At 61.0% G+C, this 14,030-nt stretch carries 17 protein-coding genes; all 17 read left to right on the top strand.

The features are described 5' to 3' along the window. The first annotated feature begins 11 nt into the window (after positions 1 to 11). Complete coding sequence (locus ED655_RS12025) at positions 12 to 425, top strand: gp436 family protein (RefSeq protein ID WP_122050360.1); 414 nt, start codon at positions 12 to 14, stop codon at positions 423 to 425. After that, positions 416 to 1,051: a hypothetical protein gene (locus ED655_RS12020; protein WP_122050359.1), complete on the top strand. Its 636-nt coding sequence runs from the start codon at positions 416 to 418 to the stop codon at positions 1,049 to 1,051. Before ED655_RS12025 ends, ED655_RS12020 begins: the two co-directional genes overlap by 10 nt. Then, positions 1,048 to 1,350 (top strand): hypothetical protein, encoded by a 303-nt coding sequence (locus ED655_RS12015; protein ID WP_162993505.1) that lies wholly within the window; start codon positions 1,048 to 1,050, stop codon positions 1,348 to 1,350. Before ED655_RS12020 ends, ED655_RS12015 begins: the two co-directional genes overlap by 4 nt. Continuing rightward, positions 1,347 to 2,846 carry a phage tail protein gene (locus ED655_RS12010; protein ID WP_122050357.1) on the top strand — a complete coding sequence of 500 codons (1,500 nt, stop codon included), beginning with the start codon at positions 1,347 to 1,349 and terminating at the stop codon, positions 2,844 to 2,846. The genes ED655_RS12015 and ED655_RS12010 overlap by 4 nt, the downstream gene beginning before the upstream one ends. Positions 2,847 to 2,852: 6 nt before the next feature. Then, a complete protein-coding gene (locus ED655_RS12005; RefSeq protein WP_122050356.1) occupies positions 2,853 to 3,215 on the top strand; it encodes a phage tail tube protein in 363 nt (120 codons plus the stop codon). Next, on the top strand, positions 3,215 to 3,658 hold the full coding sequence (locus ED655_RS12000) for a hypothetical protein (protein WP_122050355.1): 444 nt from the start codon (positions 3,215 to 3,217) through the stop codon (positions 3,656 to 3,658). The genes ED655_RS12005 and ED655_RS12000 overlap by 1 nt, the downstream gene beginning before the upstream one ends. Positions 3,659 to 3,797: 139 nt before the next feature. Next, the gene (locus tag ED655_RS11995; protein WP_122050354.1) at positions 3,798 to 6,086 is read left to right on the top strand and encodes a phage tail tape measure protein; all 2,289 of its coding nucleotides are present in this window, start codon (positions 3,798 to 3,800) and stop codon (positions 6,084 to 6,086) included. Continuing rightward, on the top strand, positions 6,083 to 7,489 hold the full coding sequence (locus ED655_RS11990) for a DNA circularization N-terminal domain-containing protein (protein WP_122050353.1): 1,407 nt from the start codon (positions 6,083 to 6,085) through the stop codon (positions 7,487 to 7,489). The genes ED655_RS11995 and ED655_RS11990 overlap by 4 nt, the downstream gene beginning before the upstream one ends. Beyond that, the gene (locus tag ED655_RS11985; RefSeq protein WP_122050352.1) at positions 7,489 to 8,847 is read left to right on the top strand and encodes a phage baseplate assembly protein; all 1,359 of its coding nucleotides are present in this window, start codon (positions 7,489 to 7,491) and stop codon (positions 8,845 to 8,847) included. The genes ED655_RS11990 and ED655_RS11985 overlap by 1 nt, the downstream gene beginning before the upstream one ends. Then, positions 8,847 to 9,398, top strand: coding sequence for a phage baseplate assembly protein domain-containing protein (locus ED655_RS11980; protein ID WP_122050351.1), 552 nt, complete (start codon positions 8,847 to 8,849; stop codon positions 9,396 to 9,398). Before ED655_RS11985 ends, ED655_RS11980 begins: the two co-directional genes overlap by 1 nt. 57 nt (positions 9,399 to 9,455) lie before the next feature. Further along, the gene (locus tag ED655_RS11975; protein ID WP_122050350.1) at positions 9,456 to 9,947 is read left to right on the top strand and encodes a phage GP46 family protein; all 492 of its coding nucleotides are present in this window, start codon (positions 9,456 to 9,458) and stop codon (positions 9,945 to 9,947) included. Beyond that, entirely contained in the window at positions 9,944 to 11,026 is a 1,083-nt protein-coding gene (locus tag ED655_RS11970) for a baseplate J/gp47 family protein (protein WP_122050349.1), read from the top strand. The genes ED655_RS11975 and ED655_RS11970 overlap by 4 nt, the downstream gene beginning before the upstream one ends. Next, positions 11,011 to 11,655, top strand: coding sequence for a YmfQ family protein (locus tag ED655_RS11965; protein WP_122050348.1), 645 nt, complete (start codon positions 11,011 to 11,013; stop codon positions 11,653 to 11,655). The genes ED655_RS11970 and ED655_RS11965 overlap by 16 nt, the downstream gene beginning before the upstream one ends. Positions 11,656 to 11,667: 12 nt before the next feature. Beyond that, entirely contained in the window at positions 11,668 to 12,729 is a 1,062-nt protein-coding gene (locus ED655_RS11960) for a hypothetical protein (protein ID WP_122050347.1), read from the top strand. Further along, positions 12,726 to 12,935, top strand: coding sequence for a hypothetical protein (locus tag ED655_RS11955; RefSeq protein ID WP_162993504.1), 210 nt, complete (start codon positions 12,726 to 12,728; stop codon positions 12,933 to 12,935). The genes ED655_RS11960 and ED655_RS11955 overlap by 4 nt, the downstream gene beginning before the upstream one ends. Positions 12,936 to 13,027: 92 nt before the next feature. Then, complete coding sequence (locus ED655_RS11950; protein ID WP_122050345.1) at positions 13,028 to 13,333, top strand: hypothetical protein; 306 nt, start codon at positions 13,028 to 13,030, stop codon at positions 13,331 to 13,333. Beyond that, a partial coding sequence (locus ED655_RS11945; RefSeq protein ID WP_240993644.1) for a glycoside hydrolase family 55 protein occupies positions 13,330 to 14,030 on the top strand: 701 nt, incomplete at its 3' end. The genes ED655_RS11950 and ED655_RS11945, both read left to right, overlap by 4 nt.

Below are 14,030 nucleotides of genomic sequence, written 5' to 3'. Positions count from 1 at the left end.
CGCGCGCGATCATGGCCTATGCCACGCCAGATGATCTGATTGCCCGATACGGGGAAGTGGAGATTATCCAGATCTCCACGCCGGACGGGCAGGCGATGGATCAGGTCAATACGCCCCTGGTCACGATCGCGATCAATGACGCTTCGGACATGATCGACAGCTATCTGCGTCGTCGCTACGTGACACCCGTCGCAACGCCTCCTCTGGCCCTGACGCAGAGCTGCTGCGCGATTGCGCGCTTCATGCTCTGCCAGATGGGCGGCACGACAAGCGCCGAGAAGGTCAAGGATGCCTATCAGGCTGCGCTCTCCTGGCTTCGCAAGGTCCAGGACGGCTCCGTGACGCTGGATGGCGAGCTTCTGCCCAACACAAGCCCGAACTGGGCGGAATTCCAGGGACGCGAAAGGACCGTGCGATGCTGGTGATGAACCCTGCGCCCGACGCGACAGAAATCCAGGCATTCCAGGCGATCATCTCGGGCGGCGTAACAGGCGCGGCTTTTCAGGCAATCCAGGCACAGCTCAAGGCTTTTTTCGATCCGGCCTGGTTCTCCCATGCGGTCATTCCGGCAAAGGTGTCGCAGGCCACCTGGAAAGACATCACGAGAACAAAGAACCTGATCGGCCTGGGCTGGTCGCACTGGTCGCCGGAGAGCGATAACGCCGGCACCTTCCGCGGCACGCTATCCTTTCCGCTGATCCTGATGGTCTCATTCGACAAGCCCGAGCAGCGCTATCTGGGCGCGCAGATCGGATCGGGCGCCTACCTGCCCGGCATGATGGGCTTGCAGGAATATGCGATCGCAGCGCTCCAAGGCTTTACGATCGAGGATATCGGCACGTGCCGCGTAACGCAGGTAAGCAGCACCGAGCTGGCTGACTGGAATCAGGACGGCAAGGCAACGGTCGTGCTCGAAATCACGATCCCCGACGTCGCGCTCGATCTGCCGACTGTCACGGCAACGCTCAATGATTTCCTGCGCCTGCAGGAGCAGCTGATCAGCGACCAGACCGATCTCGGCACCACAACCATCACCGTGAGAGAAGAATGAGCCCCATGAACGTCAGCACGGCCAAGGATCGTGTGGTCAAGGATCTGAGCGGCAAGCCGGTTCCTGCGCAATTCTCGGTCGATCCGACCGACCCGTTCTGGGCGCGGCTGATCGCTGCCGGCGATATCGTCGAGATCAAGGCAGACCCGACGCCGTCAGAGTCCAGCGCCACACCGGCCGCCGGTTCAACGGCCAGTTCGACCACCGCCCCGTCGAACAGTGCCTCGACGACACCCAGCCCGGCCGCATCCGCAGCGAGCGCGGCCTCAAGCCCAGCCAAGAAGGATAGCGGCTCGTGAGCGCATTCACGCAGATCCCCGGCATCTACAATGTTCCGGGCGCCTTTACCGAGGTGCAGTTCACGCCCCCCGACACTGTTTTCGCAATGCCGGTCCGGGTTTTGTTCATCGCCATCCAGCAGGGACTGGCAGCGGCCACGCTCTATCAGAACGTGTCTGCCAGCCAGATGCAAACCACGATGGGGATCGGTTCTTCCGCCTCGATCGCGATCGCCGCATTCACTGCCGCCTGCCCGGGTGTCGCGATGGATGTTCTTGCTCTTCCTCCCGGCGCTGGTGCGCAGGCGTCAGCGGCAACGATCGTCTTCAACGGGCCAGCTACCGCTTCCGGAACGCGTGCGCTTTATGTGGGCGGTCAGCGCATCACCTTTGGAGTGTCATCCGGCGATACGCCCGCAATCATGGCTGCGAACTTTCTCTCCGCCTATGGGGCAGGAACAACCTCGTCGGTACTTGCTCAGACCGGCCTGATCGCGTCTGCCACGCTCTCGTCGGACGGCAAGAGCACGGTTGCGAACAGTGTCACCCTGACGGCACTCGAAGAAAGTCAGTATGGCGACGACATCGATGTACGGGACTCGCCCTATGTCAGCGATTCCGTCGCCGGCGCCACAGTCACGATCACGGCCGCCAGTGGTGGTGCGGGGGCACCAAGCATCTCTGCCGCTCTCGGGCTGATCTCGGCGACCTGGTACACGGACATCGTCACACTGCTCTATGACACGCCCAATCTTCAGACACTCGCCCAGGAGGCGCAGCGTCGTTATGGCGCGATGGTCAAGCAGGATGCCCGCGTCTATGCCGCCCTGCGCGGCAGCTATGGCAGCCTGCTGGCGGTAACGGCCCAGCTCAATTCGATGCTGCTTAATGTGATCGGGGCGCAGAATCCGATGTGGACGCAGGCCGCGATCGCCGGCGCTTTTGCCGGCCAGTGCTGCATGTCGCTCAATATTGACCCCTCCGTGCAGCTGCGCGGTCTCACGCTGGACGCAGTCGCCGGCATGGGGCCGCAGGGTCTCGATGCGTTCATCCCGGCGCAGCGCAATGTGCTCCTGGGCTCTGGTATCAGCACGTTTACGATCGGCTCTGACGGTACGGTCTCGCTCGAACGCGTCGTGACCACCTATCAGAACGCGGCCACAGGTGTTCCCACAGGCCTGCCGCAGGACATCATGGTGCCCGCAATCGCGAGCCGCGTTCGCTACGACTTCAACGATTACGTCGTCACGACCTATCCACGTGCCAAGCTGGCCCAGAACAATGCCGTCTCGGCGAACGTACCCAACGTGGTGACGCCCAAGACCATGCTTGGGGCCTGGGCGGCACGCTGCAAGCTCTACGAGACCAATGGCTGGATCGAGGATGTGGACACGCTCGCGGCCCTCGCCTCGTTCAGCATCGATGCCACCGATCGCAACCGGCTCAATGCCGTGCTGCCGATCAAGCCGATCGGCGCGCTGATCATTGATGCCAATATTCTTCAGGTTCAGGGGTAAACGACCATGGCTGCAACCGTCGGCATCGTCCGCCTCTGGTGGGCGGGCACACAATATAATGTGGTCAAGGGCTCCTCGATCCGGCTGTCGGGCATCAGGAATGTGACGCAGGTGGCCGGGTATCAGGCATTTCGCAGCGCTGAATTCCAGGCTGGCGAAGTCCGCGCGACCCTGCTCATCGCCAAAGGCATGAAGCTCTCATCCCTGATGCCTGGGGAAGAGCAGGAGCTTCAGTGGCAGGCCGATACCGGCCAGCTCTACACCTCGCCGGACGCCTTCATTCTGGATGCGCCCGTGCTCAGCGATGACGGCGGCAAAGCACCCGTCGTCTGGAATTTCTCCTCCTACATCGAACTGGACGCAAGCTGATGGATTTCGACCCGACCCGCCCCTCTGTGCATCACGAACACGCCCATGTGACGCCTCAGGTGCTCGATGCCAGCGAACGCGCCGACAAGCCCGTTACCGTCGATATGCGCCCGAAGCTGCCAGAAGGCGCGCGCTGGAACACGGATGGAACGGTGACGATCGCACTCGATGAGCCGGCCGGAATCACACGTCGCTCCGGTGAGCACGAGGATATCGAGCAGATCCGCGAGATCACCTGCCGCCGTCTGCGTGGCGGCGACATGATCGATGCCGTCGATGCTGAAGGCGCGTCGGGGCGGCAGCTGTTCCTTCTCAAGCGTATGACCGGGCTTGAGGATATGAAGGGTGAATTGTTCATCCGCGCCTTGTCCCATGCTGATTACCTGACCCTGGTCGAGGTGCTTGGCGTTTTTACACGGCGTGGCCAGAAGACTGGCCGGTAATTCTGGCGGCTCTGGCGCACACGCTCCATTTCGACGAGGCAAGCCTGTGCCGCATGAGCCCAAGGCGGGCGCTGTTCTGGAATAACGCGGCCAACGCGCTCGGCGAGCGTATCAGAAAAGAGAATGAGGCCCGGAACTGATGTCGGACTCCCTGCACACTCAGTTCCGGATCGACCTGGCAGACGGCATTTCCGGGCCGATCGACAAGATCATCGGCATGCTGGCGCGGATCGACCAGGCGCTCAGCCGCGTCGGAGGAACCGACCCTTTCGACAAGATGTGGGAGCCAATTGAGCAGACCACACGCGCCACCAATACCTTCTCAGAAACGATCGGCCGGGCCGAGGCGTCCATGCAAGCTGCCATGGGGGCGACAAGTGCATTGGGCGAGGGGCTATCGCGCACGGATGCTAGCGCGACAGCAACGGCCGAAGCCATGGGGGCATTGGCAGGCGCGGCCGATCGTGTCGATCAGGCATTTGCTGAAGGGAACCAGGCGCACGGGTTTAACAGACTGCATGAGCCGGTCGAGCGTGCCGCCAAGGCCACACGTGCGCTCGATGAAGCGCTCAGACGCACCGATGCCTCCATGGCTTCGGCAGAGGGGAACACCCGGGTTTTCGATGAAAGCCTCGCCGCTACCGCTAGCGGCGCGACAGAGGCGGGCGATGCTCTGAACCGCATGGGTCAAAACGCCCAACGTGCCGCTGAGCAGGCAATGTCAGCCATGCGCGCGGTCCAGGGTACGCTGAACTCAGGCTATGGCGCATCGAGCAACGGCGGAGGTGGATTTTCGTCGGGACCAACTGGATCGAGGGCTTATCTCGGGAATGTTCATCACTCCCTGGAGAATGTGCATCGCTCGGTCGAGGAAGGCATGGGCCGGGCCTTCGGCGCCGCAGCCGCGGGCTTTGGGCTGATTGAGCCGGTCCACGCGGCAGCCGAATTCGACAACACACTCACCCATATCGGCATCGGCCTTGGGTATGATGGTGACGCGAACCAGAAATTCGCAGCAAGCTACGGGATGCAGATCAACCAGCTGGCACGCGCCACGTCCCAGCGTGGTGTGGATCTGGCCGATGCGGCAGGCTTCTTCAGTCGTGAAGGCTATACAGGCGTCAAGCTCGATGCGGTCCTGCCCACAGTTGCCCATATCGCCACTGCCTATAACGCCGCGCCCGAAGCTGTAGCGAAAAGCACCTTTGCATTGCAGGAAAACCTGGGCGTCAGCGACAAGGCACTAGGAGGGGCTCTTGCCTCGGTAGCCATTGCGGGCAAGCAGGCGGATTTGCCCTTCGAAAAGCTGGCGCCCTTGCTGCCTCAGGTTGCGGCTCAGGCCGGGATGCTCGGTGTTAAAGGCCGGTCGGGGGTTGATGATCTGGCAGCGCTTTTAGCGGTTGCTCGTAAGTCAACGGGCACAGAAGGCGAAGCCGTCACCAATACGCGTGCCTTCCTTCAGGCCATTACGAGCCCGCATACCGCAAAGCGCTTCGCAGAGTTCGGCGTTGATCTCTTTGGCACAGAACAAAATGCCCGCGCAAAGGGCATCGATCCCATGATCGCCGTGCTTCAGCAGGTCAACCGCATCACTCACGGCGGCACTGACGCGAAGGCCCTGGGCACCCTCTTCAACAATCAGGAAGATCGCGCATTCGTCACGGCCATTCTCAAGCACATGGATCAGTATTTCTCGATCCGGCAGAAGGTGGCGGGCGCTGATCAAAGCGTTATCGACCATGATTTCAACACGGGCCAGCATTCGACCCTGAGCGAATTAACGGCGTTCGAAGAGGCGCTAAGCCAGGTTCTGCGCATCATCGGCGAAGGCTTTGTGCCGACGCTGCATATGCTTACGATCGGGCTGCACGGTGTAATCGATGTAATGGAATGGATGCAAAAGCACACGCCTGGCGTGCTGCCGGTGATCCTTGGGATCACGAGCGGCCTCATCGCTTTTGCCGCCGTCATGGCGGCGTGTGGGGCGGTTCTGATCCCGCTCAAGGCGGGTTTTGGCCTGATTGGGGCTGTGCTGTCACCTTTGCGGTTCGTGATCGGTGCGGTAGCCGGCGCGCTGGAGATCTCGGTTGGCGCGTTTGCTGCCTTGTCGGTGGGCATTCTTGCCGGCGTCGCTGTACTCGGCTTTGTGGCCTATGAAACCTACAAGCATTGGGACGCGATCAAAAAAGCCTTCATCTCATTCGGTGGATGGCTCGAGTCCTGGGCAAGCTGGCTCTTGCATCTGGGATCACACGGCACGCCGGGATCGACAGGCAAGCAAGTCGCTATGGTGGGTGGGGCGAATATGATGCCACCCATACAGCTTCACGTGACGACAGATCGCGGCGTCAAAGTAAAAGCCGAGCCCCATCCAAAGGTTCAGGTCACCAAGGTGGCAGGCACCGGTCGTATGATGGATAGACCATGAGTGGCTCTCTCTCCACGGCCGGTCTCGGCGAGATCGGCGCTTCCACGCTCTCCAGCCTGGGCGGCATTGCGGGGCTTGCCGGCTCGGCGCTGGGACGCATTCTCACCACGGCCTCGTTCCGGGGCGTCACGTTCTTCATGCCCGATGTACGTGAAGCCGGCGGCCGACGCGTGGTTCGCTGGCTTTTTCCCGGGCGCGACATTCAGCGCTTTCAGGATTTCGGGGCGATCGAGGGGCCGATCCAGATCACCGGCCTGATCATCGGCGATGATTATGTCATCCGCGCCCAGCGTCTGCGCCAGGCATTCCTGGCTGCGGGCCCGGCCACACTAGTGCATCCGTGGTATGGTCGCCTGCGCGTTCGCCTGGCCGAGCAGCCGCCCGAGATCTCCTTCTCCGATCGCGAGATCCGCGTTGCACGGTTTACCGCCTCATTCTATCGAGACCCGGAGACATCGGGCGCATCCGGGCTCTTCACGTCGATCACGGATACGCTCACCAATCTGATGAGCCAGGCCGATGGGCTGGTCGATGAAGGTATCCTCGCCTGTCAGGGTGTTCTGTCAGTGCTGGCTATCCCTCTTGCGCTGTCGGGCGCTGTAGGATCGCTGATCAGCCAGATATCCGGGGTCTGGGATGGCTTGCTGGGGAATGCGCCCCAACCCCTGCAAGACGCAACCGCGACCGCACAGGCGACGCTCGCCAATAGTGTTTCTCCGCCTTTGGTCAATGACGATACGAGCTACGCCGATGCTGTGTCGACGGCATTTGCCGTGGTTCCCGCTGCCATAGCCTCGGTGGCCATGCCGGCTCAGACAGCGGCCATAGCCCCGGCCTCGATCGTCGCGAACGGTGTGACGCTCACCGTCGCGCCGGCTACGATCGTCACTATCCTTCTGCAGGGTGCATCGAAGATCGGGGCGGTTGCCCTTAACATGTCCCAGACCAGTCAGGCACCCGCTTCCGTTCTGGCCCTGGGTGTGGTGGCACGTATGGTCACGCTCGCCCAGGCCGTGGCCGCTTCGACATCAGTCTCCTATGTCAGCCAGCCCGATGCCCTTTCCGCACGCGATATTCTCATTGCGGCCGTCGATGCTCTGGGTGCGGATATGGGCAATGCCGCCGCCGCAGGCGCTCCGCTTCCCATGTCGGCCATGTGGGGCGCGCTTCGGGATCTGCGACTTGCCATCCTCGCCGATTTCTCGACCACGATCGGAAGACTGCCTCCCGTCATATCGATTGCGACGACACGTCCCATGAGTGCCTGGACGCTGGCCTATGCGCTCGCTGGCGACACACCCGCCAATGTCCAGACCACGTTCGATGACATGGTGGCGCGCAACAATCTGATCCACCCGGCCCTCGCCGGTCCTGGCGCGTTGCAAGTTTTGGACCTGAGCTGATGAGCGATACCAAGACCGTCTCCCATCGTCCCATGACGGTAAAGATCGCAGGGCGCACCCTCGCAACTTGGACCAGCTGCGAAGTGGGGCGAGACCTCGCTGATATCGCCGGATTTTTTCGCATTCGTTACCTGGACGAGGTGCGCTCTGCCGCCTTGCTCGGCGGAGGTACGCCTGAAATTACGGCTATCCATCCTCGTGACCCGGTGGAAATCTCGATCAATGGCCAGGTGGTGCTCAAAGGATGGGTGGACGATATCAACCTGACGGCCGACGAGCATACGGCAGAGGCCATCATCAGCGGAAGAGACGTGACAGGCGATCTCGTGGATTGCTCGGCCAACCCAACGGGGCCGGGGGAGTATCGGCAGATCCGTCTCGAAAGTCTGGTGGGCCATCTGACCAATCCCTACAAGATCACCCTGGATCAGCAGATCGAGACGGGAGCGCCCTTTACCCTGGTGGCGTTGGAGCCGGGCGACACGGTAATGGATGCAATCGAGCATCATGCCAGGCAGCGCGGCGTGCTCGTGACATCCGATGGAATTGGCAAGATCGTGCTGACACAGGCTGGCACGACAAGGGCCAGTGACAGTCTGAGCTTTCCAGGCAATGTGCGCGGCATTGAGGTGCGGATTTCCTCGCGTAATCGCCACTCCGATGTCTGGGTCAAAGGCCAGTTCAAGAGCCAGTTAAGACCCGCCAAAACCACGCTTGATGCGAATGCTGCGCCGCTTTCTGCAGCCCCGTCACAACCGCCGGCCGCACCCTCGCACCGCAAAGTCGAACTCGCCAGCACGACGCGCTACGGACATTGGGTCGATCCTGAGGTTCAGCGCTATCGCCCCCGGGTATGGATGGCCAAGACGCAAAGCGGCGGCTCGGTGGCCACCCAGCAAACGACGAATCCCCCACTGGACAGCACCGCGCAGGGCCTGAGCGACGAGGTCGGGCCGCCGCTCGCTTTTCATGCCGGCACGCGTCATAAGCAGCGCAAGGCGACGAAGCCCCGCGAGGATGCTGACCCTTGGACCTTGCAGGATCAGGCAGAATGGCGTGGTCGCACGACGCGGGCGGGCTCAACGGCCCATGTCTATATCGTGCCAGGTCTTCGCAACAGCAAAGGCGATCTCTGGCTGCCCAATCAGCTCGTCTCGGTGACAGATCTCTATAGTGGCCTCACCCAGGACATGCTGATCGGTGCCGTAACGTGGGTGGCTTCCGACCAGGGCTATGAGACGCGGATCTCGGTCGTGGCGCCCGATGCCTATAATCTCAAGGGGGATGAGGATCACACCCGTGCCGGTGCCCGCAAATCCTCACATCTCACCGCGCGATCCCTCATAGGACGAAGCTGATGCTTGCGGCCTTTCACATGGCTCTGCGCAGTCTGTTCTCACGCGGCGTGATCGCCGATATCGATGATACGGGCGGCGATCAGACCGTGACGCTCGACACGCATTACGGCGTGACGCGATCGAGCGTGCCCGTACATCACCCCTTTGGTCTCGCAGCCCATGCCCCCCATGACGGGGCTGTGACCCATGTCGTCGCCAATGGCAGCGACCCGGCCGATCTTGTGGCCCTGCCGCCAGCGAACCCTTCAGTTGCCCGCATGGGCAATCTCGCCGAGGGTGAGGTCTGTCTCTATGATTCCATGGGGCAGAAGCTCTATTTTCAGGGCGGCAAGATCGTCAGGGTCGATTGCGCAAGTGAGTTGCAGGTCCGTATCGGGGGCACTACGGTGTTTGATGTCACTCAAGACCGGATCTACACGCCGCTCGATATCCAGACGGATGGCAAGATCACTGCCAAGGGCGATGTCGTCGCGGGAACGGTAAGTCTGCAAAACCACGTCCATAAGGGTGTGCAGGCCGGTTCCGGAACGAGCGGAACGCCTCAGCAATAGGACGTGCTGAAATCCTTCAGCCTCTTTGTGTAGCTCTCGGCACGGCAGTCTTGTCACATGTCGGCCGCATCCTTTTCCAGCATGAAACTCGGTATCAATCCCGTATCGGGCGGCATCGATCTGGTGATCGACGCTACCGGGGACGGGCGCGGCCGTATTGCCATTGATCGCACGCCCGCCACCCCCCTTTTGATCGCGTTATGCTCGGATCGTCTTGCGGCCCCCGATGACATTGTTCCGGAGATGCAGACCGCACTGCCAGGGACGCAAGCCCCCCTCTTCTCACGTCGCGGATGGGTCGGAGATATTCTGCTCGAGTCCGGCCAACGCTACGGTTCAAGGGCGTGGCTTTTGTCCAGAGCGCGCGCTTCGGAAGCGACGCGCGTTGCGGCCGAGAGCTATACCGATGAGGCCGTTGCGTCGATCGCCGATTATCATGGCATCGATATTCAGACCTCAGCCAGCTGGTACGACAAGTCGCGCGGCATTTTACTTGTCACTGCCTCTGCCTCGGGGCTGAGCGTCAACGCTCCGGTCACGACGCTATGACGCTCCCTATCCCTACACCCTCAACTCTGGCCCAGCGCTTCGCGTCTGCTCTGGCGCAACAGACTTTTAGCGCATCGGACGGGACGACCGTGCGGCTGGATGCAACGGCACCCCAGACGCTCGAGCAGGCGATCTCGATCGCTAATGCCCTCGACCTGTATCAGGTCTATCTTTACGTTCGTGATATCGGCCTCGAACTCATGGTCACCACGGCAAGCGCCGGAGGTCTCTTGCCTCAGCATGCCGTGATGTGGGGCGTTCCCCGTCTCGGGGCAACGGCCGCGATCGGCTCTTTCATCTTCGCCGTATCAAGCGCTGTCACTCAGGCCGTATCAGTCCCTGCCGGTACGCTGATCACCATCGATGGGTCCGTCCAGTGGCAGGTTGACACGACCGTTACGATTGCCCCTGGCGCCTCAATCAGTGTCGCCGTGACGGCGACCGCTGTAGGGACAGGCGGCAATCTCGACGCAAATATAGCTGCCCAACTGGTCTCTCCGATCGCCGGTGTTCTCTCCGTGACCGCCGACCAGTACGGCATTGCAGGCGGGGCTGCGATCGAGGATGTCGAAAGCTGGCGCGCGCGTATCATCGCGTCCATCCGCACTCCCGGAGGTGCTGGAACCGTCGATGACTACATCGAATGGTCCAAGGAAGGGGGTGCTGCCTTCGTAAGCGTCGTTCCAAGCGCCGTTGGCGGCGGCACGCTTGCCGTCTTCATCATGATGGCATCCGGCGCAGTTCCAACACCCGCCCAGGTCCAGCTCGCTCAGTCACGGGTCGACTCGAAGCGTCCAGTGACGGCTCAGCCAACACTCTATGCTGGCACCGTCGCCACTCAGAATGTCACAATCCAGTTGCGCCCGGACAATGTCGCGGCGCGGGCGAAAGTAACGATCGCGCTCGCGGCACTCTTCCTCAACGCAGGAATGGGGGCGACCCTCTATCGGGAAGCAATCGAAGCCGCGATCGCCTCGGTGAATGGAGCAACGAACGATCTCGTTTCGCCCAGCACAGACATTATCCTCCAGTCGAACGAGATCGCTCAGCTTGGTACGATCACATGGGTGACGGCATGAATAGAGGCGCTGACGCGATCCGTGAGGAAATGATCGAGCAGCTGCTTCCCCAGGGGGCAGCATGGCCTAAGGATCGTTCGTCCAACCTGGCCAGCTTTATTCAGGCAATCGCTATTGGCAGGGCAACGCTTGAAAGTGACGTTGCGAGCCTCTCCAGGGAGATCGCGCCAGGAACGTCTGTCGCTCTCCTGTCCGATTACGAAGAAATCCTGGGCAGATTTTGCAGCGACGCTAATAACGACGCTCTTACTTTCGCCCAGAGGCAAGCAATGGCCCAAGCCCGCTGGGTCGGACGCAGGGTTATCTCCCGTCAAGACTTCGTCGATCTGGCCGCGGGAATGGGATTTGCGATTACCATCATGGAGTTCAAGCCTGCTCGCGCTTCATCAGCGCGCATCGGTGACGCGATCAACGGGAGGGTCTGGGCCTTCGTGTGGCGGGTTATCAGGCCGGGATACACGCCGGTCTATGCGCGTGCAGGTGTCGCAAGGATCGGCGAACGCCTCATGAGCTGGGGCAATCTCGCTTTCGAATGCGAGATCAGAAGAAGATCTCCCGCCCACACGATAGTCCAGTTTGCACAGAGCAACGTGAACGCGCTCATGGATTTCGGGGTTGATATTCAATGATTGGGGACACGCATGTATCAGATTGACACCAACGATGCGGTGACCATCCTGCCTGCACCCCTGGCAGCGGGAACACCGGGGTATTTTGATCGTGGTGACCCCGTAGCAGGGCGTGATGCGACTTTGCTCGACTCCGATTATTTCAACATGCAAATGATGGAGGCGATCAATCTTGTCCAGGCTGCTGGTCTGATCCCGAGTAAGACCGCATACAATCAAATGCTGCTGGCCACGCGTAAGTTGGGTCTAGTGGGTCAATGGGACGGTGACTTCGCGGACGCCGTCAATGGCTATCCCGCACAATCCATCGTTGCTGACCCCACAACCGTTGGTACTTACTGGATCTCGACGGCCGATAATAACCTAACGACACCTGGCGCACCCAACGCAGCGTGGCAAAACCTATTCACGCCGGTAACCTCCGGTCGCTGGCTCGGCACGCAGATGTTCACTGCGTCCGGGTTTTATATGCCAACGCCTGGCACGAAGCAGATCATTTTAACCCTCGCTGGCGGCGGCGGTAGTGGCGGTGGATCGCCCGCGAACAGCTCCTCTCAGATATCGGTAGGTTCTGGCGGTGCCTCTGGCAGTTTTGCGAAGGTCATCCTGACCTCAGGCTTCTCGGCGGGTGTCGCGATCACGATTGGATCTGGCGGCCTGGGCGTTGTGAACGGCGGCAATCCGGGAGGCACGACGAGTTTTGGCTCCCTGATTGCCGTAGCAGGCGGCGGTTTTGGAGGCACAAACCAGATCACGTCATCAACGGGTGCGGGCATTTCAACGACCGGCCCTTCGGGTGCCATACCGATAATCAATGCCGGTAGAAGCCTTTCGCAGAGCGGCGGTTCGGTGGGCACCAATGGTCAGATGTGGGGAACGGCGCTCGTAGTCATGCCGGGCTTCGGCGGCTCGTCCCCTTGGGGCGGGGGAGGCTCCAACATTGCGGGCGCAACAGGTGGCAATGCAACAGGCTATGCCGCAGGCGGTGGGGGCACCGGCGACATTACAGGCAGAGCGGCCCTAGCCGGCGGCAATGGCAGCCCCGGATTTGCTGAGATCCAGGAGTATTCATGATGTCGGCTGCGCAGAACTATGCGGTCTATCTCACCGAGGCTACGCATGAAGGGCCAGTGGGCTACGTGCTCAACAACATCCTGTGGGATGGGGTATCGAAATGGGCGCCTCCCTCGGGTCAGGCGGTCATTACCGATCCTGACTGCAAATATCCGATCGGAAGCACCTTCACCGCTGACACGACACCAAGCGGCGCAGCGGAGTAATCGTTTGTGACATGGCGCCCATCAGCGCGGATCGTTCGCCTTGGCGGGCGGCCCCCGATCATTCAGCCAGCCATTTTTGATTCGGAGGCAACATGAGCACTGATGAATACGTCACGCGTGCCGAATTTGAGCGCGAACGCGAAGCTATGCGTGCCCGCGTAAGTAAAGTTGAAGCGCGGCAAGATAAGTCGGAGGCGCGGCAGGACGAGCCCGCGGCGGAACTCAAGCAACTAAAGGAATTGATCGTCAGCGACTTAAAGGATCTCCGTGCTGACCTGCCCCGCTTCGACGATGCCAACGGCCTGAGCCAATACCACAAGCAGTTTTACAACTCGGCGCTCGGCGCGGCTGATCCGGTCGCAAACGTCGCCCACTTCCGCGAGGCGATCCGCTCATGAAGCGTGTCATTCTGACAGCATTGGCCTGCCTCGCTGTCCCGGCGAGCGCTGCGCCGTCCAACTCCATTCCCCCCTGGAAATCATACAAGGAGACCGACAATCCCGCCGATATCGTGTCATCTCCCACCGTTGCTGCGGCAATCGGAACAAAGGTGGATGCAGTCAACGGTCAGGCCAGTGGCCTACAGGTCCAGGGCGGCGAACTGACCAGCACTGATCTCAATGCAGCGGTGGCAACAGCGCAAGGGGGCACGTCTGCCCAGGCACTTGCTGCCAAGCTGCACGAAGTGCTTTCCATCCGGGATTTTGGCGCAAAATGCGACGGGGCGACAGACGACGCGACGGCGATCAACGCAGCCCTATCGGCCGCATCGTCTTCCGGCACTCCATCGGTCCTTGTTCCGCCGTCAGTCACGGCCTGCATGGTCGGATCGACGCTGATTGTTCCAGCAGGTACTGCATTCTATTCAGCGCTGAACGCAGCGACCATCAAGGCTACGTCTTCTTTGTCTGGCCCGTTGGTGCAATTCGCATCGGCTGCACAGGATATGCGGATTTACGGCCTGATCCTCGATGGTGGCGGCGTGGATGGAAGCAATACCAGCCCTGTTGTTCAAGGCTACCAGACGACGAACGCGGTTGTTGATTCCGTCACAGTCCAGAATGCGCCTCGTCAGGCGGTATTGTTTTCACAATC

The sequence above is a fragment of the Asaia bogorensis genome, from assembly GCF_900465345.1.
Lineage (GTDB): Bacteria > Pseudomonadota > Alphaproteobacteria > Acetobacterales > Acetobacteraceae > Asaia > Asaia bogorensis_A.
This window is presented reverse-complemented; position numbering and strand designations above follow the sequence as displayed.